28 protein-coding genes are annotated in these 25,485 nt (G+C 61.0%); 15 read left to right on the forward strand and 13 right to left on the reverse strand.

Going from position 1 to position 25,485, the window contains the following annotated elements:
* The first annotated feature begins 32 nt into the window (after positions 1-32).
* Positions 33-464: a large conductance mechanosensitive channel protein MscL gene (gene mscL / locus AB1495_RS07415; RefSeq protein WP_005851224.1), complete on the forward strand. Its 432-nt coding sequence runs from the start codon at positions 33-35 to the stop codon at positions 462-464.
* Between the two features lie 72 nt (positions 465-536).
* Here the strand turns inward: mscL and ald are convergent, their stop codons facing one another.
* Positions 537-1,655 carry an alanine dehydrogenase gene (gene ald / locus AB1495_RS07420; protein ID WP_074636086.1) on the reverse strand — a complete coding sequence of 373 codons (1,119 nt, stop codon included), beginning with the start codon at positions 1,653-1,655 and terminating at the stop codon, positions 537-539.
* 141 nt (positions 1,656-1,796) lie between these two features.
* Here ald and AB1495_RS07425 point away from each other — a divergent pair, with 141 nt between their 5' ends.
* Complete coding sequence (locus AB1495_RS07425; protein ID WP_005851227.1) at positions 1,797-2,258, forward strand: Lrp/AsnC family transcriptional regulator; 462 nt, start codon at positions 1,797-1,799, stop codon at positions 2,256-2,258.
* Here the strand turns inward: AB1495_RS07425 and AB1495_RS07430 are convergent.
* Both AB1495_RS07430 and rpsU read right to left on the reverse strand, forming a co-directional pair.
* A complete protein-coding gene (locus AB1495_RS07430) occupies positions 2,255-2,905 on the reverse strand; it encodes a hemolysin III family protein (RefSeq protein ID WP_009825931.1) in 651 nt (216 codons plus the stop codon). The genes AB1495_RS07425 and AB1495_RS07430 overlap by 4 nt on opposite strands.
* A gap of 155 nt (positions 2,906-3,060) precedes the next feature.
* Positions 3,061-3,267 carry a 30S ribosomal protein S21 gene (rpsU, locus tag AB1495_RS07435; protein WP_005851231.1) on the reverse strand — a complete coding sequence of 69 codons (207 nt, stop codon included), beginning with the start codon at positions 3,265-3,267 and terminating at the stop codon, positions 3,061-3,063.
* A 115-nt stretch (positions 3,268-3,382) separates the two neighbouring features.
* Between rpsU and AB1495_RS07440 the strand changes: the two genes are divergently transcribed.
* The 4 genes from AB1495_RS07440 to AB1495_RS07455 all read left to right on the forward strand — a co-directional run bounded on the left by AB1495_RS07440 (position 3,383) and on the right by AB1495_RS07455 (position 6,556).
* Positions 3,383-4,081, forward strand: coding sequence for a COQ9 family protein (locus tag AB1495_RS07440; RefSeq protein WP_074636084.1), 699 nt, complete (start codon positions 3,383-3,385; stop codon positions 4,079-4,081).
* Between the two features lie 84 nt (positions 4,082-4,165).
* On the forward strand, positions 4,166-4,891 hold the full coding sequence (locus tag AB1495_RS07445; protein ID WP_074636082.1) for an energy-coupling factor ABC transporter ATP-binding protein: 726 nt from the start codon (positions 4,166-4,168) through the stop codon (positions 4,889-4,891).
* Positions 4,866-5,462, forward strand: coding sequence for an energy-coupling factor transporter transmembrane component T (locus tag AB1495_RS07450; RefSeq protein ID WP_074636081.1), 597 nt, complete (start codon positions 4,866-4,868; stop codon positions 5,460-5,462). The genes AB1495_RS07445 and AB1495_RS07450 overlap by 26 nt, the downstream gene beginning before the upstream one ends.
* Positions 5,463-5,563: 101 nt before the next feature.
* Positions 5,564-6,556, forward strand: a complete 993-nt coding sequence (locus tag AB1495_RS07455) for an NAD(P)H-quinone oxidoreductase (protein ID WP_074636079.1) — start codon at positions 5,564-5,566, stop codon at positions 6,554-6,556.
* Positions 6,557-6,623: 67 nt separating this feature from the next.
* On the opposite strand, the gene AB1495_RS07460 is transcribed toward AB1495_RS07455, so the two are convergent.
* Complete coding sequence (locus tag AB1495_RS07460) at positions 6,624-9,176, reverse strand: ATP-binding protein (protein ID WP_074636077.1); 2,553 nt, start codon at positions 9,174-9,176, stop codon at positions 6,624-6,626.
* Positions 9,177-9,194: 18 nt separating this feature from the next.
* Entirely contained in the window at positions 9,195-9,674 is a 480-nt protein-coding gene (locus tag AB1495_RS07465) for a molybdopterin-dependent oxidoreductase (RefSeq protein WP_074636074.1), read from the reverse strand.
* Between the two features lie 213 nt (positions 9,675-9,887).
* On the opposite strand from AB1495_RS07465, the gene AB1495_RS07470 reads away from it, so the two are divergent.
* Entirely contained in the window at positions 9,888-10,508 is a 621-nt protein-coding gene (locus AB1495_RS07470; protein ID WP_005851242.1) for a response regulator, read from the forward strand.
* Here the strand turns inward: AB1495_RS07470 and AB1495_RS07475 are convergent.
* A complete protein-coding gene (locus AB1495_RS07475; RefSeq protein ID WP_074636072.1) occupies positions 10,501-11,145 on the reverse strand; it encodes a ribonuclease T2 in 645 nt (214 codons plus the stop codon). The genes AB1495_RS07470 and AB1495_RS07475 overlap by 8 nt on opposite strands.
* A 128-nt stretch (positions 11,146-11,273) precedes the next feature.
* Here AB1495_RS07475 and AB1495_RS07480 point away from each other — a divergent pair, with 128 nt between their 5' ends.
* The 4 genes from AB1495_RS07480 to aspS all read left to right on the forward strand — a co-directional run bounded on the left by AB1495_RS07480 (position 11,274) and on the right by aspS (position 16,716).
* Positions 11,274-12,035: a DUF1013 domain-containing protein gene (locus tag AB1495_RS07480; protein ID WP_074636070.1), complete on the forward strand. Its 762-nt coding sequence runs from the start codon at positions 11,274-11,276 to the stop codon at positions 12,033-12,035.
* 108 nt (positions 12,036-12,143) lie between these two features.
* The gene (locus tag AB1495_RS07485) at positions 12,144-13,247 is read left to right on the forward strand and encodes an endonuclease/exonuclease/phosphatase family protein (RefSeq protein WP_074636069.1); all 1,104 of its coding nucleotides are present in this window, start codon (positions 12,144-12,146) and stop codon (positions 13,245-13,247) included.
* Positions 13,248-13,493: 246 nt separating this feature from the next.
* Positions 13,494-14,672: a type III PLP-dependent enzyme gene (locus tag AB1495_RS07490; protein WP_074636067.1), complete on the forward strand. Its 1,179-nt coding sequence runs from the start codon at positions 13,494-13,496 to the stop codon at positions 14,670-14,672.
* A 193-nt stretch (positions 14,673-14,865) separates the two neighbouring features.
* Positions 14,866-16,716 carry an aspartate--tRNA ligase gene (gene aspS / locus AB1495_RS07495; protein ID WP_074636065.1) on the forward strand — a complete coding sequence of 617 codons (1,851 nt, stop codon included), beginning with the start codon at positions 14,866-14,868 and terminating at the stop codon, positions 16,714-16,716.
* 126 nt (positions 16,717-16,842) lie between these two features.
* Here aspS and AB1495_RS07500 read toward each other — a convergent pair whose 3' ends face one another.
* On the reverse strand, positions 16,843-17,004 hold the full coding sequence (locus AB1495_RS07500) for a hypothetical protein (protein WP_254794823.1): 162 nt from the start codon (positions 17,002-17,004) through the stop codon (positions 16,843-16,845).
* Between the two features lie 165 nt (positions 17,005-17,169).
* On the opposite strand from AB1495_RS07500, the gene AB1495_RS07505 reads away from it, so the two are divergent.
* Positions 17,170-17,895 carry a GNAT family N-acetyltransferase gene (locus tag AB1495_RS07505; RefSeq protein WP_074636062.1) on the forward strand — a complete coding sequence of 242 codons (726 nt, stop codon included), beginning with the start codon at positions 17,170-17,172 and terminating at the stop codon, positions 17,893-17,895.
* Between the two features lie 7 nt (positions 17,896-17,902).
* Here AB1495_RS07505 and AB1495_RS07510 read toward each other — a convergent pair whose 3' ends face one another.
* Positions 17,903-18,622 (reverse strand): response regulator, encoded by a 720-nt coding sequence (locus AB1495_RS07510; RefSeq protein WP_074636060.1) that lies wholly within the window; start codon positions 18,620-18,622, stop codon positions 17,903-17,905.
* 134 nt (positions 18,623-18,756) lie between these two features.
* Here AB1495_RS07510 and mce point away from each other — a divergent pair, with 134 nt between their 5' ends.
* Both mce and AB1495_RS07520 read left to right on the forward strand, forming a co-directional pair.
* Positions 18,757-19,161: a methylmalonyl-CoA epimerase gene (gene mce, locus AB1495_RS07515; RefSeq protein WP_005851258.1), complete on the forward strand. Its 405-nt coding sequence runs from the start codon at positions 18,757-18,759 to the stop codon at positions 19,159-19,161.
* 2 nt (positions 19,162-19,163) lie between these two features.
* Positions 19,164-19,457 (forward strand): DUF1467 family protein, encoded by a 294-nt coding sequence (locus tag AB1495_RS07520; protein ID WP_005851259.1) that lies wholly within the window; start codon positions 19,164-19,166, stop codon positions 19,455-19,457.
* Here the strand turns inward: AB1495_RS07520 and AB1495_RS07525 are convergent.
* The 4 genes from AB1495_RS07525 to trpS form a co-directional block, all read right to left on the reverse strand.
* Complete coding sequence (locus tag AB1495_RS07525) at positions 19,390-20,124, reverse strand: EI24 domain-containing protein (RefSeq protein ID WP_037964839.1); 735 nt, start codon at positions 20,122-20,124, stop codon at positions 19,390-19,392. The two genes, AB1495_RS07520 and AB1495_RS07525, sit on opposite strands and share 68 nt — an antisense overlap.
* Positions 20,115-20,687 (reverse strand): nitroreductase, encoded by a 573-nt coding sequence (locus tag AB1495_RS07530; protein WP_037964841.1) that lies wholly within the window; start codon positions 20,685-20,687, stop codon positions 20,115-20,117. Before AB1495_RS07530 ends, AB1495_RS07525 begins: the two co-directional genes overlap by 10 nt.
* A gap of 11 nt (positions 20,688-20,698) precedes the next feature.
* On the reverse strand, positions 20,699-21,805 hold the full coding sequence (locus AB1495_RS07535; protein WP_074636058.1) for a class II histone deacetylase: 1,107 nt from the start codon (positions 21,803-21,805) through the stop codon (positions 20,699-20,701).
* A gap of 137 nt (positions 21,806-21,942) precedes the next feature.
* Positions 21,943-22,959 carry a tryptophan--tRNA ligase gene (trpS, locus tag AB1495_RS07540; RefSeq protein ID WP_005851266.1) on the reverse strand — a complete coding sequence of 339 codons (1,017 nt, stop codon included), beginning with the start codon at positions 22,957-22,959 and terminating at the stop codon, positions 21,943-21,945.
* A 75-nt stretch (positions 22,960-23,034) separates the two neighbouring features.
* Here trpS and AB1495_RS07545 point away from each other — a divergent pair, with 75 nt between their 5' ends.
* Positions 23,035-23,721 carry a rhomboid family intramembrane serine protease gene (locus AB1495_RS07545; RefSeq protein WP_074636057.1) on the forward strand — a complete coding sequence of 229 codons (687 nt, stop codon included), beginning with the start codon at positions 23,035-23,037 and terminating at the stop codon, positions 23,719-23,721.
* Positions 23,722-23,795: 74 nt separating this feature from the next.
* On the opposite strand, the gene murJ is transcribed toward AB1495_RS07545, so the two are convergent.
* On the reverse strand, positions 23,796-25,388 hold the full coding sequence (gene murJ / locus AB1495_RS07550; RefSeq protein ID WP_074636055.1) for a murein biosynthesis integral membrane protein MurJ: 1,593 nt from the start codon (positions 25,386-25,388) through the stop codon (positions 23,796-23,798).
* Positions 25,389-25,485 lie beyond the last annotated feature (97 nt).

Here is a 25,485-nt window from a genome sequence, read left to right on the forward strand (position 1 = left end):
GGACACGGCTTTCAATCTTACGAGGGACAGACATGATTCAAGAATTCAAGGATTTCATTGCCAAGGGCAATGTTATGGACCTGGCAGTCGGTATCATTATCGGCGCGGCCTTTACGGCTATTGTGACCTCGCTGGTCAGCGATCTGATCAACCCTGTGATCGGTCTGGTCCTTGGCGGCGTTGATTTCACCAGCATGTATGTGGTGCTGTCTGGCGATGTGCCTGCGGGTACCGGTCTGGACGCGGCGCGCGAAACCGGCGCGGCGATCTTTGCCTATGGCGCGTTCATCACGGCCTGCATCAACTTCCTGATCATCGCTTTTGTGGTGTTTATGCTGGTCAAATCCGTTAACCGGCTGAAATCGCTGGCCGAACGCCCTGATGATGTCGCTCCCGAAGTGGCGACTGGCCCCAGCCAGTTGGATGTGCTGCTGCAAATTCGCGATGAGCTTGCCAAGAAGTAAACGTTTCAACCGCGTGACACGAAAAGGCCCGCAGGTGCACTGCGGGCCCTTTTCGTGGTGCGTAGGGGGTGGTTAACCGGCGATGGCCTGATCGGCGGTGATCGCCTCCATCCCGAGCGCGTCGGCCACGGCGGCGTAGGTCAGCTGACCTGCGTGCACGTTCAGACCTGCCTTGAGGTGGGGATCGTCGGTGCAGGCTTGCTTCCAGCCTTTATCCGCCAGTGCCAGCATGAATGGCATCGTGGCGTTGCCAAGCGCAATGGTCGATGTCCGCGCCACGGCACCGGGCATGTTGGCAACGCAGTAGTGCATGATGCCGTCCACGTCGTATACGGGGTCTTGGTGGGTGGTCGCTTTCGAGGTTTCAAAGCAGCCGCCTTGGTCAATTGCCACGTCCACCAGCGCCGCGCCGGGCTTGAGCTCGGACAGTTGCGCGCGGCTGATCAGCTTGGGGGCGGCGGCACCGGGGATCAGGACGGCACCGATGATCATATCAGCCTCGCGCGCCAGTTCGATCGTATTGCCCGCCGAGGCGTAAGAGGTGTTGAACACGCCGCCATAGATGTCATCCAGATAGCGTAGACGGGGTAGGGAACGGTCAAGCACGGTGACATCCGCGCCCATACCAGCGGCAATGCGTGCGGCGTGGGTGCCGACAACACCGCCGCCGATCACGACCACGCGCGCCGGACCAACGCCGGGGACGCCGCCCATCAGCACGCCGCGCCCGCCGTTGGCTTTTTGCAGTGTCCATGCGCCCACCTGCGGGGCCAGACGACCCGCGACTTCGGACATTGGCGCAAGCAGCGGCAAGCCACCATTGCGGTCGGTGACGGTTTCATAGGCGATACAAGTCGCACCGGAGGCGAGAAGATCCTTGGTCTGTTCGGGGTCGGGGGCGAGGTGCAGATAGGTGAACAGGATCTGCCCTTCGCGGAGCATCTTGCGCTCGACCGCTTGGGGTTCCTTGACCTTGACGATCATGTCGGCGCTGTTGAAGACCTCTTGCGCGGTGGCAAGGATCGTCGCGCCTGCGTCGGTATAGGCGGCGTCATCAAAACCAGCGCCGATGCCGGCCCCTGCTTCGATAACAACCTCATGTCCCTTGTTCACCGCCTCGTAAGCGGCATTCGGGGTCATGCCGACGCGGAATTCCTGTGGCTTGATTTCTTTGGGGCAACCGATTTTCATGAGTTCATCCTATTGAGGGTGCATTTGAATTACGGTACGCCCCTCGATACGCAATTGGGCACGGATTATGGGCCGTTATCCCCCTTGCTCTTCGAATACTCTGCTGCATATTGGTCATTTCACGCGAAAGCATTGCGCCACATGAGTCTAGACGACATCGATCGCCGCATCCTTACTGCCCTGCAACGCAACGGGCGGATGTCGAACTCTGACCTGTCGGAAAAGGTACATCTGTCGCCGTCGGCCTGTCACCGGCGCGTGCAGCGGCTGGAAGCCGAAGGGTATATCCGCGATTACGTCGCCCTGCTGAACCCGCGCAAGATGGGCGTTCCCACGACGGTGTTTGTCGAGATCACCCTACAAGGCCAAGCGGACGAGGTGCTGGACGCCTTTGAAAAGGCGGTTGCGCGTATTCCCGATGTGCTGGAATGTCACCTGATGGCGGGGGCCGCGGATTACCTGCTTAAGGTCGTGGCCGAAAATACCGAGGATTTCGCCCGCATCCATCGCCAGCATTTGGCGCGGTTGCCCGGTGTGGGGCAGATGCAATCCAGCTTTGCGCTGCGCACGGTGTGCAACACCACAGCGCTGCCAGTCGGTTAAATCGCGGACGGAAACAGCGCCATCCAGATGCCCGCGAACATCGCGATGCCGCCGATATTGACCCAAGCGTGCCATGTCGCATAGCGAAAGCGCATGGCGCGGCGCACATAAAAGCCGACGCCGATCACATAGGCAAATGCCCCGCCGATGATGCACCAGAGTGTTGCCAGCGGCACCCCTGTCAGGTCCGGCAGTGCGCAAAGGCCAATGGCGCCCAGCCCCAGATAGGACGCGGTGGACCATTTGCCCTGAACCTGCGGGTCGGTGATCTTTTTGTACATCGCCACCAGCGCCAGCCCCCATGACACACAAAGCAGCGTGATCGTCCATGTGGTGCCGGCCTGCACGAAGAACGGCGTAAATGTGCCCGCGATGCTGGGGTAGATCGCCGCATGATCAATCCGCCGCATCAATTTGCGCGCGTCATGCCACGGCGCGAAGTGGTAGGCGCAGGATGCAAGGTTTGATGCCAGCGCGCAAAGCACATAGACCACCACCGCGACCGTCACCGCCGTTTGCAGCGATGTGGCCGATTTCATCACCAACGCGCCGCCAGCCCCAAGAATCAGCGCAAGCCCCACAAGGTGGACGATCAGATCAGCCCGCCGGTGGATCGGGGCAACGCTGGGGTAGGTGGGCTGGGTCATGGTCTGTCCTGTCTCTGGCCGCTTTGCGATACGCTCTGCGGTCGGGTCCTGTCTACTGTACCCATGCGTCACCACGCGCGCAGCGGCAGACAAAAGAAAACCCCCGGCACCGAAAGGTAACGGGGGTTCGTATTCTTATGCGTCGCTTGGATGATTTACATCATGCCTTCGCGCTGCAATTTCTTCCGTGCCAGTTTGCGGCTACGGCGGATCGCTTCTGCTTTCTCGCGTGCTTTTTTCTCGGAAGGTTTCTCGAAATGCTGCTTAAGCTTCATTTCACGAAACACACCCTCGCGCTGAAGTTTTTTCTTCAGGGCGCGCAGCGCTTGATCGACGTTGTTATCGCGAACACTAACCTGCATGTGGTTTTCACCACCTTTCTAGTTTGAAGTTGCAAGGATTTGCAGGAACTGGCCATATAGCAACCGAAACCTATATTGTCTAGAGCAAAGCCAATCACCCCTTCAGGAGGCCGCTATGACGAACACGTCCCAGACACCGAAAGAACAGCTGCTGGATGCCGCGCTGATGCATGTCGCGTTTGACGGCTGGTCAGAGGCGACGTTCAAGGCTGCGGTCAGCGATACCGGCATGGACCCGACCGTCGCGCGTGCTGTCTGTCCGCGCGGTGCCGTCGACCTGGCCGTCGCCTATCACAAGCGGGGCGATCAGCAGATGATTGACCGGATGAAGGCCGAAAACATGACCGAGATGAAATTCTCGGCCAAGGTTGCCGCTATGGTCCGCTTCCGTCTCGAAGCCGCCACGGACAAAGAGGCGGTACGTCGTGGGACAACCCTGTTTGCCCTGCCGCAATATGCGCCCGAGGGGGCCAAACTGGTCTGGGGGACGGCGGATGCCATATGGGCTGCCTTGGGGGATACGTCCGAAAACGTGAACTGGTACACCAAACGGGCCACGCTAAGCGCGGTCTATTCCTCGACCGTGCTGTTCTGGTTGGGCGATACCAGCGAGGGCCACGCAGAGACATGGGCCTTCCTTGATCGGCGGATCGAGAATGTGATGCAGATCGAAAAGGTCAAGGCGCAGGTGAACAGCAGCCCGACGCTCAGCATGTTGATGGCCGGGCCCAACTGGTTGCTTTCCCATGTGAAAGCCCCCTCGCGGCTGCACCGTAGCGATCTTCCCGGTAGCTGGGGCAGCCCGCGTCCCTAGGCTGGCTTTCCTCGCCAGACCAGACCTGCTAGGTGCTGCGGCGTCCGCATCCGGCGCGGGCGCGGCTTATTGGTACTCACGCATATGCACCCGTTTCTGATCGATCTGGACAAGGTTTCCTACACCCCTGAAGGAACCCCGGTGCTATGTGATGTGACACTGCAGGCATCCGAGCGGCGGATTGGTATTGTCGGGCGGAACGGGTCCGGTAAGACATCTCTGGCACGGGTGCTGGCGGGGCTGGTGGCCCCGTCGTCGGGCAAGCTGCGGATCAACGGGGTGGATGTGGTCAAGGACCGCAAGGCGGCGCTGCGGCAGGTCGGCATCCTGTTCCAGAACCCCGATCATCAGATTATCTTCCCCACGGTGGAAGAAGAGATCAGCTTTGGTCTGACCCAGCTGAAACACGCCCCAAAAGAGGCCGCAGAGAGAACGGCGGATATCCTCGCCCGCTTTAACCGCAGCCATTGGGCAAAGGCGGCGATCCATCAGCTATCTCAGGGGCAGCGGCAGCTGGTCTGTCTGATGTCGATCCTTGCCATGCAGCCGCGCCTGATCATCCTCGATGAACCTTTTGCGGGGCTTGATATCCCGACGATGATGCATCTCACGCGCGTGCTGCACGCGGTAGAGGCGCATCTGGTGCACATCACCCATGACCCCGCGCATCTGGCGACCTATGACCGGATGATCTGGATCGATCAGGGTCAGATCGTGCAGGACGGCGCGGTGCCTCAGGTGACCCAAGCCTTTGTGGCACAGATGCAAGAGATCGGGGAAAGCGATGATTTCACTCACCTCCCCGGTTGAGACCCGCGCCCACGGTTGGCCTGCGGGGGCAAAGCTGGCAGCGCTTTGCGTAGCGACGATGGGGCTATTCAGCCTGACCCAACCCGCGCTGCAGGCGGCGGCCTTGGCGGTGGCCCTGCTGCTATATGCGCTGCCGGGATGGCGGTTTTTCAAGGTGGGGCTGGCGCGCTTGCGGGTGCTGCTGCCCTTCGTTGTGCTGATCATGGTCTGGCATATCGTGACCCGTGACATCATGGCGGGTGCGACCGTGACGTTGCGGATGATGACAGCGGTGGCGCTGGCGAATCTGGTGACCATGACGACCAAGCTGGCGCAGATGGTGGCTGTGGTGACATGGCTGACAACGCCGCTGCGCCGTCTTGGCATCCAGACCCGCGCGATCGAACTGGGCATCGCCCTTGTCATCCGCTTTACCCCCGTTCTGGCGCAAAAGGGCCGGTTGCTGGCGCAGTCATGGCGCGCGCGTTCCACCAAGCGGGTCGGCTGGCGGATGATCATCCCGTTTACCGTGCTGGCGATTGACGACGCCGAACATGTGGCCGAGGCCCTGCGTGCCCGTGGCGGGCTTTGACGTGAGCCTCTCCGCGACCTGACGCCTGTCAGTTCGCATTGTGTGTGCCGAAAACCGTGCCTATGGTGCGGCAAAACAGATTTACGGAGGAGACGTAGTCGATGACAGAAACCATGCGTGCGATAGAGATCACCAAGGCCGGCGGACCCGAAGTGCTGCAACCCACCGACCGCCCCATGCCACAGCCGGCCCACGGGCAAGTGGTGATCAAAGTGGCCTATGCCGGTGTGAACCGCCCCGATGCGCTGCAACGTGCGGGCATGTATGCGCCGCCCCCCACTGCCAGCGATCTGCCCGGGCTTGAAGCCTCGGGTGTGGTGTCCGCCTTGGGCGAGGGCGTCAGCGGTCTGGCTGTCGGCGACAAGGTCTGCGCGCTGTTGCCCGGTGGCGGCTATGCGGAATATGTCGCGACGCCTGCGGCCCATTGTCTGCCGGTGCCCAAGGGCATGGACATGAAGGAAGCCGCCTGCCTGCCCGAGACATTCTTCACCGTCTGGTCCAACGTGTTCATGCGCGGTGGCCTGAAAGCGGGCGAACGGTTCTTGGTGCATGGCGGGTCGTCGGGCATCGGGACGACAGCGATCCAGCTGGCGCGCGAATTCGGCGCACGGGTTTTTGCCACGGCAGGGACCGACAGCAAATGCGACGCCTGCGCCAAACTCGGGGCCGAGGCCGCGATCAACTACCGTGACACGGATTTCGTTGATGTGCTGAAAGCCGAGGGCGGGGCAGACCTGATCCTTGATATGGTCGGCGGCGACTACATCCCGCGCAACCTGCAAGCGCTGGCCGAAGACGGCCGTCTTGTGCAGATCGCCTTCCTCAGCGGGCCGAAGGTAGAGGTGAACTTTGCCACGCTGATGACACGCCGTCTGACGATGACCGGCAGCACCCTGCGTCCACAAAGCGATCTGGCCAAGGCCAAGATCGCGGAAGAGCTGCGCGAGAAGGTCTGGCCACTGCTGGACGCGGGCAAGATCGCACCGGTGATGGACAGCGAATACGCGTTCGAGGACGCGAGCGAGGCGCACGCCCGCATGGAGACAAGCGGCCATATCGGCAAGATCGTGTTGAAGGTCGACGCCAACGCCTAAGCGGCGGGCAGTGAGATCTGGCAAGGGGCGCTCTGATAACAGGGCGCCCTTTGTCGTTCAGGGGGCGTTACGCCGACAGGCGCGCCTCCCATGCATCAAGGGTTTCGGCCCACGCCGCGGGCACTTTGGCGACCTGATCACGGGCTTTATCTACGTCGCCCTGTTTGCAGTCCTGTTCGATGGTGGCGAGCAGCGCGTGCATGCGCTCTGCGCCGAACATGCCGCACAACCCGGCAAGGTCGTGGGTCTTGCGTTGCAGATCGTCGCGGTCCTCGGCAGAGGCTAGGGGCGGCAATTGCCCCTCTACACGTTGGCGCAGATTGCCAATGCGATCGGCAAGCTTTTCAGGGCCAAGCAGTTCGAACAATTCGTTTACCTGATTGGCGTTCAGCACCGGATGCTGCGGCTCGGCGTGCGTCGCTTCAGTCGCATCAGAGGCACCCTCAGCGGCAGGCATCACAAGCTCGCTTAGCGCGGTTTTCAGACGGCGCGTGTTGATGGGTTTTTGCAGAAAGCCTGTCATCCCGCCCGCGGTAAAGGCCGCGCGTTCGTTGGGCAGGGCGTGGGCGGTCACGGCCATGATCGGGGTATTGGCATTGGGCCCGCCCCCTTGAAGGATCACCTGCGTGGCCTGTAGCCCGCTCATCCCCGGCATCGAAATATCCATCAGGATCGCGTCAAACCTCTGTTCGGCCGCACGATCGATGCCTTCGGGGCCGCTGCTGGCAAGGGTGACCTCGTGACCCAGACGGCCCAGCATCGCCTTAAGCAGATCGCGGTTGATCTCGTTATCGTCGACAACCAGCAGGTTCATCGCGGGGGTGTCTTCGGTATCAAGCTGCGGTTGGGCGACGGGCTGCGGGGCTTCTGTCTGCACGAAGTCTGCTGGCAGTCGCACGATAAACCGTGCGCCTTTGCCAACCTCCGAGACGCAGGTGATCGTGCCGCCCAGACGGTGCACCAGCCGCCGCACGATGCCCAGCCCCAGACCGGTGCCCCCTGTGCGCCGTTCGTAGCGGCTGTCGAGCGATACGTAATCCTCGAAAATCCGCTTGAGGTCATCGGGCGGGATACCGGGGCCATTGTCTGCCACTTCGATATGCAGCATCGGCGCATTGGCCGGTTCCATGTCATAGGTCGCGCTAAGCACAATATCGTCGTCGGGGCTGAATTTTATCGCGTTGCTGATGAGGTTGACCAGAATCTGCTGCACCGCGCGCGGGTCTGTCAGGATGGGTGTGTCGGTCAGCCCGTCCTGATCCAGATGCAGGCGCGTGTCCGATGTCTTGGCCAGCGGAGTCATGGTGTTGACCATGCCGGCGGTCAGCGCGACCATATCACTGGCTTGCAACTCGTTGTCGTTGGTTTCGGCCTCGCTGCGTTCGATGGCTAGCACGTCGTCGATATGGCCCAGCAGGATGTCACCGGATTTCAGCGCCGCTTCGACGTATTTGCGCTGTTCGGCGTCCAGCTTGTCGTCGTGCAGCAAGTGGATGGCGGAGAGGATGCCGTTCAGCGGCGTGCGCATCTCGTGGCTCATCATCGCGAAGAAACGCGATTTTTCCTGATAGGCATCCAGTGCCTCGTCGCGGGCGCGGATGATCTCTTGCTCTTTTTGCAGTTTGTCGGTGATGTCGCGGATATAGGTGACGAAAACCGGCGCGTCGTTTGACCGCGCCAGCGACACGGAAAGTTCGACAGGGAAGATGCGCCCGGTGCCGTCGATCATCTCTGTCTCGTGACGACCGGTTTCGGCCAGCCGCGTTTTTCCCGTTGCGTTGAAATGGGCGAGGTTATCCCGTTGGCGATGGCGCAGTTTAGGGGGGACCAGCAGTTCGATGTAGCTGCGCCCAAGCGCATGATCGCGCGAGATGCTAAAGACCTCTTCGGCAGAGCCGTTGAAATCGATAATCTCGCCATCTACCGACAGCACCATTACCGCATCAAGCGAGGCGCGTAGCATGGTCGCCAGTTGCGAGTGGTTGCGTTCGACCTCGCGTGAGGCTCGGTTGAGCGTGATCGTCTGGCGCGACAGCCGCAGGATCGCGCCCAGTAGCGCAATGGTCACGGTCACCACGATCACCAGCAAGATCTCGATCAGCTGCGCGATCTCTTTGCGCTCGGCCTCTGCCGCTTTGGCGGCAAAGGAGATAGAGGCAAGCCCGATGTTGCGCGGCATATCCTCGACCGTGGCCAGCGCCTCTGAGAGGGCGGGCACACCTGCGGCGAGCGCCTCATCGCTGCCGTCGATCAGGGGGATCTGTGTGTCCAGAACCGCTTGTATCTTCTGGATTTCGCGGGTCAGGTCGCCGCTTTGCTGTACGCGTTCGGCGACTTCGGTGCGGCTGTAGAAGATGTCGAACCGTTTGCGCAGGTTCGCCAGATCATTTTCGGCACCCGACCGCGCCTGTTCAACGGCACCATCCAGTTTGAGAAAGTCGATTTCAAGCTGCGAGAACACCCATTCGGCATGATCCTGCTGCGCGCTGCCAAGGGCGCGCACGCGGTCCCAGACGTTGAACGCCAGGTAACCGGCAAGCAGGATGCCGACCATCAGCGCCAGGGCAAGAATATATCTTACCCTGTTGCGCTGTGGGCCGTCCTGCATCAAATCGGCCATGGTAAACATGCCTTGCGGTTACTTGATCGCCAGCCGGTTCAACTGCCAGATAGAACGGCTATAGATCGTTTCTGTCTGGTACTTTACGTCGCTGTCATAGGGATAGACAATCCATAGCGGACCTTTCCCGCGGCGCGACATCTCTTTGTCGTTGTTGGCATAGGCGATGATCGGCCCGTCGGACACCGCATCCTCCATCGGGATTTCGACCGCATAGTCGTTGATCGCGGTTGCTTCGATCATACCTTCGGACACGTCCAGCGTGTCCATCAGATCCTTGAGCGATACGCCCTGAAAGGTCTGCGCGCCTTCGGTCCAGATGGTTTCGGTCTCGAAGCTGGACGACGGCAGTTCTTTCAGCTGCTCCATCGTATAGGTGTGTTCCATGTCGCCTGTCGTGACGGTCAGAACGGCGTCTTCTTGTGCACTTACAGCAGTGGCCAATGCGGCACCGCACAGTGCGGCGGTGATTGTCTTGGTGAAAGCTTGAAACGTCATAACTCGGTATCCTTCCCCTGTGTTTGTACATCAACCTTAGGTTAACGCCGTTTGGAGAGCGACTGAGATTAAGGGTATTCTTACTATACGAAGGTATAGCCGTCAAAAATTCGACACAGTTATCCTATCCTCATGTGTGCTATTATTCGCCCATAAGTTGGTCTACGACTACTTAAGCAGCATTGAGGTGGTGGCGAGGGAAGGAAAGAACTTATGGCATTACGGATACTGATTGCGGACGACCACGATATGGTCCGCGAAACGATTGCAATGTTTCTGGACGCCGATGGCGGGACAGAGACGGTTGCAGCAAGCGACCTGCCCGAAGCGATGGCCAAGATAGAGGCAGAGGGGCCGTTTGATCTGGTACTGCTCGACTATACGATGCCCGGCATGAAGGGGCTTGAGGCGCTGCCTAAGGTCATGAAAGCCAACGAAGAAAAGCCTGTCGGTCTGATTTCGGGCACGGCAACGCGGTTGATCGCGGAACAGGCGCTGGCCATGGGCGCGATCGGTTTCCTGCCCAAGACGCTGCCTGCGAAATCACTGGTCAACGCGGTCCGCTTTATGGCCGCGGGCGAGATTTACGCGCCCGTCAACTTTATGTCTGGCAAGGACGATCCCGAAGAAACCGACTTTGAAAAGGCCCTGTCAGAGAGGGAGCGTCAGGTTCTGCGCGGCTTGATGGAGGCGAAATCGAACAAGGAAATCGCCCGCGACCTAGAGTTGCAAGAGGTCACGATCAAGCTGCACGTCAAAACGCTGTGCCGCAAGCTGGACGCCCGCAACCGCACCGACGCCGCAATGATCGCACGCAGTGCGGGGTTTATCTGATCGGGGTAAACAGCGCGTCGTCCAGCGTGCAATCCTTGATCACGTCGCGCCCGCAAGGCACCGGCTCCAGCGTTTTTGACAGGCATAGACGCACTTCTTGAATGTAGCCGCTTTTGCAGGTGACGGTAACGCCATCGGCCTCCATCGTCGGGTTTGCTTTCAGAAACGCTTCCTCCACCACCGAGGCGGGCAGGCGGATGTCGCCTGTGACCTTGCGAAACACCGCGGGGCGGGTCACGGCATCATAGGCCTGACGCGACAGATCAAAATATCCGGTGGCAGACAGGCCGGTACAGCTGCCGTGTTTCTTCCATTGATGCCACGCCAGACCGGGCGTTCCCATAATGTCAGCCATGGCGGCGGTCATGCCACGGGTGGGGGGCCGTTCGGCGGTGCGGCAGTAAGATGGAAACCCCCGATGCAGCTGCGGCCAAAGCCCGTGCATGATCCAGCCGTGATCGTGGCGCGCGTCGCATTGCGCGGAATCGCGCGCATCGCCCTCCAGCGCGTACCAGTTGGGCGACCAGCTGAGCGCCAGCACGTAATAGTCGAATTCCCCTGCAATTTCGCCCTTGGCCGCCACGGGGCGGGGCATCGGGGCCAGCAACAGACACAGGCACAGGATCAGCAATCGCATTGGGGTCTTTCCTTATTTTGCCGGTCCGAGTATAAGGCGTTCAAGTTCCCCCACAATGGAAACCGTTCTGCCCCGCAGGACAGCCTATTTCAGGCGACGGGGAAAGTGCGTTTTAAGGAGAGACCGACATGGCAAAACCGATTATGGCCCGCGCCACTGCCGTATGGCTGGTGGACAACACAACTTTGAGCTTCAAACAGATCGCGGATTTCGTGGAAATGCACGAGCTTGAAGTGCAGGGCATCGCGGATGGTGACGTGGCGCAAGGCGTGAAGGGCTTTGACCCGATTGCCAACAACCAGCTGACCGAAGAAGAGATCGAAAAAGGGCAGGCGAACCCGCTGCACAAGCTCAAGCTCAAGTTCAACGCGTCTGCCCAAGGCGAAGAGAAACGTCGCGGCCCGCGCTATACGCCGCTGTCCAAACGTCAGGACCGCCCCGCGTCGATCTACTGGCTGGTCAAGTTCCACCCCGAACTCTCCGACGGTCAGGTCAGCAAGCTGGTCGGCACCACCAAGCCAACCATTCAGGCGATCCGCGAGCGGACGCACTGGAACATTGCGAACATCCAACCGATCGATCCCGTGGCTTTGGGCCTGTGCAAACAGTCCGAACTGGACGCCGCCGTCCAGAAAGCCGCTGCCAAGAAAGCCGCCGAAGGTGGCTTGATGACCGATGACGAACGCCGCCGTTTGGTCAGCACCGAACAATCGCTTGGCATGGATACGGAGCCGAAGATGCCGACCTCTATCGAAGGTCTGGAAACGTTCACCCTGTCCGGCAACCCTGCGGATGACGAAGAAAAAGACCACGGCGACTATTCTGACGCCGACAGTTTCTTCAAGCTGCCCGAGGGCGGTTCCGACACGGATGAAGACGACGACAAGTAATTCGGTTCCGCCCTTCTGGCGGCTTCGGAACAAATCCGCTTAACCTTGTGTTGAGCTAGGGGTGCAGGGCAACCGCTCTGCGCCCCTTTTTTGACGTAGGGGGCATGCATGCTGGCGACGATACTACTCGGTCTGTTTTGGGGCGTTGTCGCACTCGTTGCTGCGATCAGCGTGCTTCCCTTTAGCAAGATACCGCATGGCGCGATCCGGGGGATGGCGTTCCCCCGTGAACAGCTGTTTGTGTTGACCGTGGCGCTGGCTGCCGTGGCGCTGGTGTTTCTTGAACCTGACCATCGCAACCCGGCGCTGGCGATCCTCGCTGTGATTGCGGCGATCCACACGGGCTACATCCTGAAGTTCACGCCGCTCTGGCCGCGCCAATCCGTGGATGCGACCAAGGCACAGGCCGCTGACGTGGAAAACCGTGTCACCATCCTTGCGTCAAACGTGAAACAATCCAATCGCCAGTATCAGCGTCTGATCGACCTGATCCGCACCGAAGACCCCGATATCGCCGCCGCGCTTGAGGTGGACCCGGACTGGGTCGACGCGCTTCATGACGCGCTGAAAGACCAGTACCCGCATTGGGTGAAAGTGCCCAAGGATAACTCCTATGGCGTGGTCATGATGTCCAAGATGGAGCCGTCAGAGACGCAGGTGCGGGACCTGCTGGTTGATGATGTGCCGTCGATCCGGACCAAGGTCGCGATGCCGTCAGGGCGGATGTGGCGTTTGTATATTGTGCACCCCGAACCGCCCGTGCCCTATCACGACACCAAGGGCCGCGACGGAGAGATCGCGTTGGTCGGCATCGAAGCCAGCAAGGACGATCTGCCCGCGATCGTGACAGGCGATCTGAACGACGTTGCCTGGTCCACCACCACCCGTCGGTTTCAGCGGCTGTCGGGGCTGCTTGATCCACGGGTCGGACGTGGCTTCTATAACACATTCCATGCGGGTATTGCCGTCATGCGCTGGCCCCTTGACCACCTGTTCCATGATGCAGAGTTCCGCCTGATCCGTATGTCGCGCTTGCCCAATATAGGGTCCGACCACTTCCCGATCCTGTTCTCGCTTGCCCTGACAGGGGAGCCTCAGTCGAATTCCACGCCCGAACAAAGCGACGCCGAAGAGCGCGCGGAAGTGCGGGAAATGGCAGCTGAGGAACGCGAAAAGGACCGCGAAGCCATCGGCACGGATTGGGAAAAATAGCCCCGATCCGTCACCGCTTACCGGTACGCAGCGCTTTGCGTGCCTCCTTGAAAAACGAATTGTCGTATCGAGTATTTTGCCACTTGCGCGAATCTGAAAACAGCGTAAATGCGCGCTTACAGACGCCAACGCACGCGCCTCTGGCCGGTCCGTCTGTCCGCGGATTGACCCCGCGCCTATGCAGCGACGGTAACGTCTCTTGAAACGACATGTTAGGGTACTCCCGCCCTTCCTTGCTCTTTGGAGATGACCATGAACGCCACAGCTACCGCCACCGTGAACACATCCGCAGCATCGAACTATGACGAAGCGGCTGATTACATCTGGAACAACAGCTTCGACAAACCGACTCTCGTCGTCAGCCGCGCCCGTGTGGGTGTACAATACGACGCGCTGCAAGCCGGTCTGGGCGATGCGCGAATCCACTATGCGGTAAAGGCGAACCCCGCCCCCGAGATCATTCGTATGCTGGTCGAACGCGGCTCGGGCTTTGATGCGGCGTCGCGTCAAGAGATCGAGCTGTGTCTGTCCCAAGGGGCGGATCCTGCGAAAATCTCTTTCGGCAACACCATCAAACGCGGCGTTGATATCGCCTTTGCCCATTCCATCGGGGTGACCATGTTCGCCGCCGACTGCGAGGCGGAGCTCGACAAAATCGCAGAGCACGCCCCCGGCGCGCGCGTCTATATCCGTCTGATCGTCGAGAATTCCATGGCGGACTGGCCGCTGACCCGCAAGTTCGGCTGCGCGGGCTCGCTGCTGCCAAGCCTGCTGGAGTACACCAAGTCCGTGGGTCTCGTGCCTTATGGTCTGTCGTTTCACGTCGGTTCGCAAACCCGTCGCGCCGAATACTGGCATCCCGTTCTGGATCAGGTCGCTCCGCTGTGGCACGCCGCGAAAGAAGCAGGGCACGACCTGCAACTGCTGAACATCGGCGGCGGTTTTCCTGCCTATCACGGTGATCCGGTGGATGCGCCGCGCGGCTATGCCGCCGCAGTCGTTGCCGCTGTCAAAGAACGCTTTGGCGAGATTCCGGTCCTGATGGCAGAGCCGGGCCGCGGCATGGTCGCAGAGGCAGGGCATATCGCGGCCGAAGTGTTGCTGGTGTCGCGCAAATCGGCAGAGGCGGCGCGCCGTTGGGTGTATCTGGATATCGGGCGTTTTTCCGGTCTGGCCGAAACCGAGGGCGAGGCGATCCGCTATGAATTCGTGACCCCGCATGACGGCAAGCCTGTCGGCCCCTGCGTGCTGGCGGGGCCATCTTGTGACAGTGCTGATGTGCTTTATGAAAAGAATCCGGTTGACCTTCCACTTGACCTAAGGGACGGTGACAAAATCTTGATCAAGAACTGCGGCGCTTACACCAGCTCGTACAGTTCGGTCGGCTTTAACGGGTTTCCGCCGCTTGATGTATTGGTCCTGTAACAGGATCATTGACGTCGCGCGGGAAGGGCCGTCTGCTTTGGGAGGAGCAGGCGGCCCATCTATTTTCAGCCCTACGGTTTGACGCGGGGGTTTTACCCGCGGTTTGTGCCGTTTTTACGGGAAACTCTTGACTTCCGCGGCCCCAAACGGTGTACCTGCCCCGAACAATTCTAGCCCTCGAAAGGGACCCGTCATGCACGCATATCGCAGCCATACATGCGCCGATCTGAGCAAGGAAAACGTTGGCGACAAGGTTCGCCTGTCCGGGTGGGTGCACCGTGTGCGCGACCACGGTGGTATCCTGTTTATCGACCTGCGCGACCATTACGGCATGACCCAAGTGCTATGCGACCCTGATTCCCCCGTCTTTGCCGAGGTGGAAAAGGTGCGGTCCGAATGGTGTATCCGCATCGATGGCGAGGTAAAGGCCCGCGACGCCGATCTGGTCAACACCAAGATCCCCACCGGCGAGATCGAAGTTTTCGTGCGCGACATCGAAGTGCTGGGGCCCGCGAAAGAACTGCCTTTGCAGGTCTTTGGCGATCAGGAATACCCCGAGGAAACCCGCCTGCGCTATCGCTACCTCGATCTGCGTCGCGAAAAAATGCAGGACAACATGGTGCTGCGGTCCGACGTTGTGTCGTCGATCCGCAAGCGCATGTGGGACCAGAACTTCAAAGAATTCCAGACGCCGATCATCACCGCGTCTTCCCCCGAAGGCGCGCGCGACTTCCTTGTGCCGTCGCGTCTGCACCCGGGCAAGTTCTACGCTTTGCCGCAGGCCCCGCAGCAGTTCAAACAGCTGCTGATGGTGTCCGGCTTTGACAAGTATTTCCAGATCGCGCCCTGTTTCCGCGACGAAGACCCGCGCGCTGACCGGTCGCCCACCGATTTCTACCAGCTCGACCTCGAGATGTCCTTTGTCGAACAGCAAGACGTGTTCGACACCATCCAGCCCGTGCTGACTGGCATTTTCGAAGAATTCGGCGGCGGCAAGGCTGTGGATCAGGAATGGCCGCAAATCTCTTATAAAGATGCGGCGCTGTGGTATGGCTCTGACAAGCCCGACCTGCGCAACCCGATCAAGATGCAGGTCGTGTCCGACCATTTCCGCGGCTCCGGCTTTGCGATCTTCGCGAAACTGCTGGAACAGGAAGGCACCGAAATCCGCGCCATCCCCGCGCCCACAGGCGGCAGCCGCAAGTTCTGCGACCGCATGAACGCCTTTGCGCAAAAAGAAGGGCTGCCCGGCATGGGTTATATCTTCTGGCGCGAGAAAACCGCCGACAGCGTGGCACAGGAACTGGGCATCACGGTGAAAGAAGCCCAAGCCAAGCTGAAAGCCGGTGAGGTCGAAGGCGGCATGGAAGCAGCGGGCCCACTGGCCAAGAACATCGGGCCAGAGCGTACCGAGGCGATCCGCCAGCAATTGGGTCTGGACGTGGGCGATGCGGCGTTCTTCCTAGGCGGCAAGCCCAAGTCCTTCGAAGGTGTCGCGGGCCGTGCCCGTAACGTTATCGGTGCCGAATTGGGGCTGACGGACGAAAACCGTTTCGCCTTTGCCTGGATCGTTGATTTCCCGATCTACGAGAAAGACGAAGAAACCGGCAAAATCGACTTTGAACACAACCCGTTCTCTATGCCGCAGGGCGGGATGGACGCGCTGATGGGCGACCCGCTTGAGGTGCTTGGCTATCAGTATGACCTTGCGTGCAACGGCTACGAACTGGTGTCCGGTGCCATCCGGAACCACAAGCCAGAGATCATGTTCAAGGCGTTCGAGATCGCAGGCTACGGCAAGGACGAAGTCGAAAAGCGGTTCGGCGGCATGGTGAACGCGTTCCAATACGGTGCCCCGCCCCACGGTGGTTGTGCGGCCGGTATCGACCGGATCGTCATGTTGCTGGCGGAAGAGGCGAACATCCGCGAGGTGATCCTCTTCCCGATGAACCAGCGCGCCGAAGATCTGATGATGAACGCGCCAAGCGAACCACAGTCGGACCAGTTGATGGAGCTGGGTCTGCGGGTCATCCCGCAGGACTAAGCCCTGCAACATTCCATAGAAAAGCCCGCCTTGGATATGCCAAAGGCGGGCTTTTTCGTTTGAACGCGATGGAATCGCGTTGGTGTCGGGGTGGTAGTCTATCTCAGGCCGGCCTGCGCCCAAAGGTCAGAAACCGGCGTGCGCAACCTCTACGACGGTCTGCGCGCCAAAGTCGCGCGCATGGGCAAAAGCCAGTGCCACGATCGCCACACCCACCACATTTGCCGCAAAGACGGTCCAGTCGAAACTGGTTTCCTTGGCGTAGACGCGACGCAGTTTGGTGAACATGATGTGCCCCTTGGGATGGGTGACGTGGGTGGGTTGGTGGTTGCGGATGCCATCAGCCTCGCAGGCGTTTGTGGCAAAAACAGGACCTTTCTGCGCTCCAGATTGGGTGATGTCATATGACATTCGGGTCTTGGCGCTGACAGCGCTTGGCCTTAACGTAAGCGCATGAAACAAGATGACCAGCCCCCCGGCCCACTTGGTGCCCCTGTTGCAGATTTTTCCGTCCCGCCGCGCCCGCCGCGGACGGTGATGGCAGGCCGCTACGCCCAGCTTGAACCGCTGAACGCCGAGGCCCATGCCGCCCTGCTGTTCCGCGCTTTTGAAGGTCAGGATCAACTGTGGCACTATATGTATGACGGGCCGTTCTCATCCTCTGCTCAGTTTCACCGCTGGGTGCGCGAGGTCGAAACCAAAGACGACCCGCTCTTCTATGCGATCAAGAACCTAGAGACAGGGCATATCGAAGGGGTGGCAAGCTATCTGCGCATCGCGCCAGAGGCCGGATCGATAGAGGTCGGGTCAATCACCTTTGGGCCCGCGTTGCAGCGCACGCGGGCGGCGACGGATGCCATGTATCTGATGATGAAATGGGCATTCGAGGCGGGATACCGTCGGTATGAATGGAAGTGTAACGCGCTGAACATGCCGTCACGCCGTGCAGCGCAACGCTTGGGCTTCAGCTACGAAGGCATCTTCCGGCAGGCGGCTGTCGTTAAAGGGCGCAACCGCGATACGGCATGGTTTGCGGCGATTGACGCCGAATGGCCGGGCCTGCGCGAAGCCTTCGAGGCGTGGCTTTCCCCTGCAAACTTTGACGCAGAGGGCAAGCAGCGCGAACGGTTGGGCGATCTGACCAGCCTCGTGCGGGTGTCCAGTGACCCATTGACGTGACCCGCGACTAGATCGCGATCTGCCGCATCAGGCGTTGGCGCAAGACCGACCGGATCACCCGTTGTTCTTCCATAGCAGGCAGGCCCAAGCTGCTGCGTGCTGCCAGCGCTGTCGCCGCCTGCTCCAGTGCTGCGTCCCGCGCGCTGCGCGCCACGCCTGTCAGAAACTGCGCGACATATTCCAGCGTCTGAGGCGTACAGGGGCCGGACAGAACGTCATCCATATGCGCCATGTCATCCTGCAACGCGATAGTGTCGGGCGTGATCGTTTCATCGGCAAGCACGGACAGTCCCAGCGGACGGTGATGCTGGGGCAGGGCGGCCAGCACGACCTGTTGAAACTGTGACAAAGATTGCAACGGTTTGCTCATGAAACGGTCTGCCCCTGCGGCCAACGCATCCGCCGCCAGATGGGTCTCCCCCGAAATCGCCAGTAACGCATCCACGCGGGGCTGCGATTGTGCCAGTTCCGCAATCAGATCAATGCCGTTTCCGTCTGGTAGCCCCAGATCGGCAATCACGATCGACGGGCGGTAGACCTGCAAATGCCGCCGCGCCGCGCGCAGGCTGTCGGCCCGTCTGATCCGCGCGCCAGAGCGGAGACAGAGCAGGCGCATCGCCTCGCAGGCAAAGCGGCTGTCTTCGATCACCAGAACGGTAAGGCCCAAAAGCGGGCGGTCGGCCGTGGGGGCGGGCAGGCTTTGGGCCTGATGTTCAAGCGTATCCATGATTCCTCCGTTATGCTTTGTGGGTGACCTATGGTTAGGCGCGCTTCGCTAATACGGTGTTAACGTGACGCATTGCTCTTGCGGCAGCGGCAGCCCATAAACCGGGTCAAATGTTGATTTGAGGGAGAAGAATGATGATCGGTCGCCTAAACCACGTAGCCATCGCCGTGCCGGACCTTGAGGCCGCTGCGGATCAATACCGCAACGCTTTGGGTGCGAATGTCGGTCCTGCGCAGGATGAACCCGACCACGGCGTCACCGTGATCTTTATCGAACTGCCCAATACCAAGATCGAACTGCTTTACCCGCTGGGGGACGATAGCCCGATCAACGGTTTTCTGGAAAAGAACCCTGCCGGTGGCATCCATCACATCTGCTATGAGGTCGAAGACATCATCGCGGCGCGGGATCGCCTGAAGGAAAGCGGCGCGCGTGTTCTGGGCAACGGTGAGCCCAAGATCGGTGCCCATGGCAAGCCGGTGATTTTCTTGCACCCCAAAGACTTTAACGGCGCGCTGGTCGAGCTGGAGCAGGTGTAACCATGGCCGTCATGTCAGGTATCGTTCTGTTCACCGTGATCTGGTCGATGGTCTTTATGATCCTGCTGCCAGTACGGGTGCAGACCCAGGGGGATCTGGGCCAGATCGTCGAGGGCACCCACGCGGGGGCCCCCGAACATCACCACCTTAAAAAGAAAGCGCTGTGGACGACCGCTGTGTCGATCGTGCTTTGGGCGATCATCGCGGGGATCATCCTGTCGGGCTGGTTTACCGTGGCGGATGTGGAGCAGTGGCTCCACGGGGCGCCGACACCAATTGGTGGAACAAATGGGTAAAGGTCGCCGCCCCTAGGATCGGAATCACCAGATTCAGCAGCGGTACCGACAGGGGAATCGCCATCAACACGCCGGCGGCCCAGATTGTAAGGCCATGTTTCCCGCGCAGACGCTTTGCCTCGGTCCGGCCCACCCGCCGGATCGCGGCAAGGGTGAAATACTCGCGCCCCAACAAGAAACCGTTCACGCTCCAGAAGATCAGGGGCGCGAAGGGGGCAAACATCAGGTACAGCACCAGCGCCACGACGTTCACACCGATCAACACCCCCATGAAGTTCACCGTGTCGCGCAGCGCATCGCCAAAGGGCACGGGCGTGGCGGGGGGCAGATGGGGGTAGTGTTCGGCCTCTACCGCGTCGGCCACATCATCCAGAAACATCGACGTGATGGCCGAGGCGACGGGCACCATCAGGAACACCGACAGCACCATCAACAGCAGCGCCGCCCCCCAGCTGAACAGATCGTCAAGCCACGAAACCTCGCCCAGAACGGGCAGCCAGTTGTCCTCTCCGGTCAGCCAGTCGATCAGCCAGACAAAGCCCGCAGACGCACCGACCAGCAGCAGCAACGCCAATCCGACACCCAGCAGCAGCACGCGGCGAAAGCTTGGATCGCCGACCTGTCCAACAGCCAGACCGAAGGCGCGAAAAATCTGTGCTATTGCCATGTGGTGATCGCCGTGATGTCGGGGCGCCCGCGCTCTGGCGGGGCGGAGGTTTCGGTGCCGATATGGATGATGCCTGCGATGCGTTCATGCTCCGCGAGGTCGAAAGCCTCGGTCATGAAGGCGCGGTCGTGGCTGACCCAACCGCTCAGCCAGTTCGCGCCCCAGCCAGAGGCGAGCGCGGCATTGACCAGCGACAGGCAGACCCCGCCCACGGCATAGGTCTGTTCCAACGGCGGGATCTTGGGCGAGGGTTTCTGCACCTCGACCACAACAACCGCCAGATCGCCCTGATCAAATTGCCCGCGGCCCTTCTGGATCTGCTCGGGGTCGAGCGCCAGGGCGGTGCCGCGTGCCTCGGCGATGTCGGCCAGACGCGCCATCGCGGGCTTTTCGATCACAATAAAACGCCAGGGCTCCAGCATCCCGTGATCCGGTGCGCGCGAGGCCACGGTCAACAGCTCGGTCAGCGTGTCGCGGTCGGGGACCGGTGTGGTCAGGGTCTTGGCAGGGCGCGAACGGCGGGTTTGCAGGAAGTGCAGCGCGTCGGGATTGGGTGTCGGCATCGGGGTCTCTCTTATAGGTTCAGCTCTTGCGCCATGTCGTCAATGGACGCGCGCAGGAAAGCGTCGAATGCGGGGCTTGGCTGGCGTATGCGAAAGTTCTTCGCATGGGGATCTGGCGCTGTGATGTCACTGTCTGCGAGGGCTGCGATGGTGGCGTGGCCACAGAAGGGAACATAGGCCTCTGAATAGCCGCCTTCATGGACGAGCACCAGCTTGCCGCCGCAAAGTTTTTGCGCCGCGGCTTTGATACGCTGTGTCATCTCGGCAAAGGTTTCCGCTGTGGCCTGCATGCGCGCCAGCGGATCCACGATAGAGGCATCGAAACCGCAGGCGACGATGATCATATCGGGTTGATACGCGTCGAGCGCGGGGAGCACGACGCGGTCGAGCGCGTGCAGATAGGCCGTATGCCCCGACCCCGCATGCATCGGCAGGTTGATATTGTAACCGGCTCCCGCGCCGTCGCCCCGATCCGCCAGCGCGCCGGTATCAAGCGGGTAATTCCCTTCTTGATGGAGCGAGATCGTCAGCACGTCGTCGCGGTCATAAAAGATCGCCTCGGTGCCATTGCCGTGGTGCACATCCCAGTCCAGCACGGCAACGCGGCGCACCAGCCCCTTGGCCTTTGCCGCCTCGATCGCGATGGCGATATTGGCGAGCAGGCAGAAGCCGTTGGGAAAATCAGGCAGCGCATGGTGCCCCGGTGGACGGCTGAGCGCATAGGCATTGTCGAGGTCACCTTTGGCGACGGCCTCTACCGCGGCGATGGAGAGGCCCGCGGACAGCGCTGCAATCTCGAACCCGCCGGCGGCGAAGGGGGTGCGCAACCCCAGCTCTCCACCGCCCGCGTCTGAAAGGCGTTTGAAGTCGTCGAGATAGGCAGCCGGATGGACGCGCAGCAGATCGTCGCGGGTGGCAGGTGCTGCGCTGCGCAGGTCGAGTTCAGCCATCAGGCCGGTGACCTCCATCAGATTGCGCAGGCGGCGTTTCGTCTCGGGGTTTTCCGGCAGGCCGCCCGCGGCCAGCGGCTGCACCAAGCCGCCCACGGGCATGGTAAAGGCATAGTTGCCACCTGCGTGCCAAAAGCAGCGTTCATCCATGAAAAAACCGGTGGTCATCGTCTATCCCCTTCGTGGTTCGGGCGAAGGCTGGCAAAACGCTAAAGGATTGTCCATGGGGGCAAGGCCCGCAGCCGGGGTGCTGCGGGGGGACCTGTGGAGTGAGTATTTGGGAAAGGGTGAAGGGGCGGGCTGGTTTAGCCCACCATGCCCACAATCTCGTAGGTTTTCTTGAGGATCGGCGCGGTGATCTCGCGCGCTTGGGTCGCACCGTGGGCCAGAATGCGGTCGATCTCTGCCTCGTCGGCCATCAGCTCTGCCATGCGGGTGCTGATCGGGGCCATCTTGGCGACGGCGAGTTCAGCCAGTTTGGGTTTGAAGGTGCCGAACTGCTGGCCGCCCACATCGGCCAGAACCTGTTCAACGGTCTGGTCGTTCAGCGCGGCAAAGATATTTACCAGATTGCGTGCCTCTGGCCGGTCCTTGAGGCCGTCCACTTCGGAGGGGAGCGCATCGGCGTCGGTCTTGGCCTTGCGGATTTTCTTGGCGATGGTGTCGGCATCGTCGGTCAGGTTGATACGGCTGGCATCGGAAGGGTCGGATTTCGACATCTTCTTGGACCCGTCGCGCAGGGACATGACGCGGGTCGCGGCCCCTTCGATCACCGGTTCGGTCAACGGGAAGAAATCGACGCCGTAGTCATGGTTGAACTTGGCCGCGATGTCGCGCGTCAGTTCAAGGTGCTGTTTCTGGTCCTCGCCCACGGGCACATGGGTCGCGTGATAGATCAGGATGTCGGCGGCCATCAGCGCGGGATAGGCAAAGAGCCCCAGCGAGGCAGCTTCGGCGTTCTTGCCGGCCTTGTCCTTCCACTGGGTCATGCGGCCCATCCAGCCCATGCGCGCCACGCAGTTAAAGACCCAGGCCAGTTGCGCGTGTTCGGGCACCTGGCTTTGGTTGATCAGGATGGATTTATCGGGGTCGATGCCCGACGCGATAAAACCGGCACAAAGCTCGCGCGTGCTGCGCTTGAGGTCCGCAGGGTCCTGCCAGACGGTGATGGCGTGCAGATCTACCATGCAGTAGATCGACTGTACCCCCTTGTCCTGCGCATCGGCGAAACGTTTGAGCGCGCCCAGGTAGTTTCCAAGGTGCAAATCGCCCGACGGCTGGATGCCGGAAAACACACGCGGGGTGAAAGAGGTGTCGGTCATTGGATGCTCCGATAAGGCTGGAAACTACGGCCAGATGGGCTTACCCATGCGCACCATGCCCGTCAAGGAGGCCCTATGGAAGACCCAGATTTTCACCCCCCCGTGAACCCGATGCCCGCAACCGTCACGCTGCTTTTTCTGGCGCTGGCGGGGATAGAGGTCGTGCTGTCGCTGGCCGAGGCCGGGATCATCGGCGGTCCTGCTGCTGTGGGCTGGCGTCTGGCCTTGATCCGCGACTACGGGTTCTCGGGCGATGTCTTTGACTGGATGGTCGCCAACATGCAGTTTCCCCTGCGCGAGCTGTCGCGGGGGGTGAGCTATAGTTTCATCCATCTGGGGTTCACCCACGCGATCTTTGCCTGCGTGCTGTTGCTGGCGCTTGGCAAGATGGTTGCGGAGGCGATGGGTCAGGTGGCGTTTCTGGCGATCTTCTTTGTGTCGGGTATTTTCGGCGCGGTGGTCTATGCGCTGGTGCTGGATGATCCGGTCTGGCTGGTCGGTGCCTACCCGTCAGTTTATGGGCTGATCGGCGGCTATTCCTTTGTCATGTGGCGCAAGCTGGCGGGGCAAGGGGAACAGCAGTACCGCGCTTTTTCCCTGATTGCCGTGCTGATGGGGTTGCAGCTGATCTGGGGCGTGTTCTTTGACGCGGGCACCCAGTGGGTGGCGGAGCTTTTGGGTTTTGCCTGTGGTTTCGCGCTGAGCTTTGTTTTTGCGCCGGGCGAATGGAGCAGGCTGCGGGAGCGTATTCGGCATCGGTGAGGCTGGCAGGCGGGACGGGCAGGGGGCCAGCCCCCTGACCCCCGGGATTTAATGCCATTTGGACGCGGGTCGGGTTAGCCGCGTTTTAGGGCGCGTTTGAATTCGGCCAGTTTGAACGCACCGATGAGCTGGCCGGTGCCGAAGTAGCTGACGGCCGCCAGGGCAATGAGGATCACCAGAGCGACCCCGCGCCACCAGGGTTCGGCGAGCAGGGGTTGCAGGGCCAGGTTGCCGATCCAGAGCGCGCCGCCCATGACCGCCGCCGCTGCCATGATGCGCCAGATGCGTTTGTGAAAACGCGCATCGAATTTCGCGGCCAACCCGAAGCCACGTGCGCCATAGGCCAGCAAGGCAAACATCGCCCATCCCGCCAGTGTCGTCGCGATGGCAGGGGCAATCCAGCCGATCACGGGGCTGAGGCCGACGGCCAGTACCACGTTCACCACCATTGCCACCACGGCAAAGTAGAACGGGCGGCGGGTGTCTTCACGCGCGTAGTAAAGCGGTTGCAGGATCTTTTGCAGCACGAAGGCCGGCAGGCCGAGCCCGTAGATCGCCACGGCAATGGCGATGGCCGCGGCGTCATCTGTGGTTGTGGCCCCGCGTTGGAACAGCACCGTGGCCAGCGTGAAGGGGATCACCATCAACGCAACCGCCGAGGGGATGGTCAGCGCCAGCGACACCTCGGCGGCGCGGCTGATCTGGGTGTGCGATCCCTGTTCGTCTCCGGCCTTGAGCCGTCGTGACAGGTCGGGCAGCAGCACCACGCCAATCGCGATCCCCACCACGCCCAAGGGCAGTTGGTAGAGGCGGTCTGCGTAGTTGAGCCAGGCCACGGCCCCTTCGTAGAAGCTGGCGACCTGACGGCCTACCAGCAGGTTGATCTGCATAACCCCGCCCGCCAGGGCCGCAGGGGCGGCGATGATGGCGAGGCGTTTCAGCTCGGGCGTCAGGCGGGGGCGACGGCCGAAGGTCAGTGTGAAGCCTGCGCGCTTCGCGGCCCACCAGACCAGTGCCAGTTGCGCGATCCCCGCCAGTGGGACAGACAGCGCCAGCGTGTCGCCGATCTGCAGGCCAAGCGCCTTGTCGATGCCCATGCCGATTGCCTCTGATCCGTCGCGGCCAAGGGCGGCCCCGATCAGGACGGCGAGGATGAAGATGACGTTCAGCACCACAGGGGCTGCCGCCGCCGCCATGAAGCGGCCCGTGGCGTTCAGCACGCCCGATACAAGAGCGGCGAGGGAGATGAACAGAATATAGGGGAAGGCCAGCCGCCCGTATTCGACCGCCAGATCGAAGCGTTCGTCGCCCGCAAAGCCCGAGGCCATCAGCAGTACCAGCCCCGGCATCGCGACGATCCCGATGATGGTGAACAGCGTCAGGATGAACGCCATGCCGACGAAAGCATCCTGCGCGAATTTTTCCGGATCATCGCCGCTTTCGAGTTTTTTCGAGAACATCGGCACAAAGGCCATGTTGAACGCACCCTCGGCAAAGAAGCGGCGGAACATGTTGGGCAGGGAAAAGGCGACCAGAAACGCTTCGGCTGCGGGGCCGGAGCCAAGGTAGCCCGCGATCATCACATCGCGCACGAACCCCATGACCCTGCTGAGGAGGGTCCATATCCCGACGGTGAAGAAGCCGGACATAAGGCGGATAGGTTTCATGGTGGTGCTGCCCCGTAACTGCGGTGCAAATGGCCTAGCCGTTGGCGCCGCACTGCGCAATCAGGGAAATGCGAACACAGCCGTCATGCCCGCGCGA

The sequence above is a fragment of the Sulfitobacter pontiacus genome (assembly GCF_040790665.1).
Taxonomy (GTDB): domain Bacteria; phylum Pseudomonadota; class Alphaproteobacteria; order Rhodobacterales; family Rhodobacteraceae; genus Sulfitobacter; species Sulfitobacter pontiacus.

What these genes read in the sequence shown, in the direction of transcription:
- AB1495_RS07475 (WP_074636072.1), bottom strand. Translation starts at nt 11,145, where the DNA reads ATGCGATTGCTGATCCTGTGCCTGTGTCTGTTGCTGGCCCCGATGCCC.
- mce (WP_005851258.1), top strand. Translation starts at nt 18,757, where the DNA reads ATGATCGGTCGCCTAAACCACGTAGCCATCGCCGTGCCGGACCTTGAG.
- rpsU (WP_005851231.1), bottom strand. Translation starts at nt 3,267, where the DNA reads ATGCAGGTTAGTGTTCGCGATAACAACGTCGATCAAGCGCTGCGCGCC.
- murJ (WP_074636055.1), bottom strand. Translation starts at nt 25,388, where the DNA reads ATGAAACCTATCCGCCTTATGTCCGGCTTCTTCACCGTCGGGATATGG.
- AB1495_RS07460 (WP_074636077.1), bottom strand. Translation starts at nt 9,176, where the DNA reads ATGGCCGATTTGATGCAGGACGGCCCACAGCGCAACAGGGTAAGATAT.
- AB1495_RS07545 (WP_074636057.1), top strand. Translation starts at nt 23,035, where the DNA reads ATGGAAGACCCAGATTTTCACCCCCCCGTGAACCCGATGCCCGCAACC.
- ald (WP_074636086.1), bottom strand. Translation starts at nt 1,655, where the DNA reads ATGAAAATCGGTTGCCCCAAAGAAATCAAGCCACAGGAATTCCGCGTC.
- AB1495_RS07525 (WP_037964839.1), bottom strand. Translation starts at nt 20,124, where the DNA reads ATGGCAATAGCACAGATTTTTCGCGCCTTCGGTCTGGCTGTTGGACAG.
- AB1495_RS07445 (WP_074636082.1), top strand. Translation starts at nt 4,166, where the DNA reads ATGCACCCGTTTCTGATCGATCTGGACAAGGTTTCCTACACCCCTGAA.
- AB1495_RS07430 (WP_009825931.1), bottom strand. Translation starts at nt 2,905, where the DNA reads ATGACCCAGCCCACCTACCCCAGCGTTGCCCCGATCCACCGGCGGGCT.
- AB1495_RS07510 (WP_074636060.1), bottom strand. Translation starts at nt 18,622, where the DNA reads ATGGATACGCTTGAACATCAGGCCCAAAGCCTGCCCGCCCCCACGGCC.
- AB1495_RS07440 (WP_074636084.1), top strand. Translation starts at nt 3,383, where the DNA reads ATGACGAACACGTCCCAGACACCGAAAGAACAGCTGCTGGATGCCGCG.
- AB1495_RS07455 (WP_074636079.1), top strand. Translation starts at nt 5,564, where the DNA reads ATGACAGAAACCATGCGTGCGATAGAGATCACCAAGGCCGGCGGACCC.
- AB1495_RS07500 (WP_254794823.1), bottom strand. Translation starts at nt 17,004, where the DNA reads ATGTTCACCAAACTGCGTCGCGTCTACGCCAAGGAAACCAGTTTCGAC.
- AB1495_RS07470 (WP_005851242.1), top strand. Translation starts at nt 9,888, where the DNA reads ATGGCATTACGGATACTGATTGCGGACGACCACGATATGGTCCGCGAA.
- AB1495_RS07490 (WP_074636067.1), top strand. Translation starts at nt 13,494, where the DNA reads ATGACCATGAACGCCACAGCTACCGCCACCGTGAACACATCCGCAGCA.
- AB1495_RS07520 (WP_005851259.1), top strand. Translation starts at nt 19,164, where the DNA reads ATGGCCGTCATGTCAGGTATCGTTCTGTTCACCGTGATCTGGTCGATG.
- aspS (WP_074636065.1), top strand. Translation starts at nt 14,866, where the DNA reads ATGCACGCATATCGCAGCCATACATGCGCCGATCTGAGCAAGGAAAAC.
- AB1495_RS07480 (WP_074636070.1), top strand. Translation starts at nt 11,274, where the DNA reads ATGGCAAAACCGATTATGGCCCGCGCCACTGCCGTATGGCTGGTGGAC.
- mscL (WP_005851224.1), top strand. Translation starts at nt 33, where the DNA reads ATGATTCAAGAATTCAAGGATTTCATTGCCAAGGGCAATGTTATGGAC.
- AB1495_RS07505 (WP_074636062.1), top strand. Translation starts at nt 17,170, where the DNA reads ATGAAACAAGATGACCAGCCCCCCGGCCCACTTGGTGCCCCTGTTGCA.
- AB1495_RS07425 (WP_005851227.1), top strand. Translation starts at nt 1,797, where the DNA reads ATGAGTCTAGACGACATCGATCGCCGCATCCTTACTGCCCTGCAACGC.
- AB1495_RS07450 (WP_074636081.1), top strand. Translation starts at nt 4,866, where the DNA reads ATGATTTCACTCACCTCCCCGGTTGAGACCCGCGCCCACGGTTGGCCT.
- AB1495_RS07530 (WP_037964841.1), bottom strand. Translation starts at nt 20,687, where the DNA reads ATGCCGACACCCAATCCCGACGCGCTGCACTTCCTGCAAACCCGCCGT.
- AB1495_RS07535 (WP_074636058.1), bottom strand. Translation starts at nt 21,805, where the DNA reads ATGACCACCGGTTTTTTCATGGATGAACGCTGCTTTTGGCACGCAGGT.
- AB1495_RS07465 (WP_074636074.1), bottom strand. Translation starts at nt 9,674, where the DNA reads ATGACGTTTCAAGCTTTCACCAAGACAATCACCGCCGCACTGTGCGGT.
- AB1495_RS07485 (WP_074636069.1), top strand. Translation starts at nt 12,144, where the DNA reads ATGCTGGCGACGATACTACTCGGTCTGTTTTGGGGCGTTGTCGCACTC.
- trpS (WP_005851266.1), bottom strand. Translation starts at nt 22,959, where the DNA reads ATGACCGACACCTCTTTCACCCCGCGTGTGTTTTCCGGCATCCAGCCG.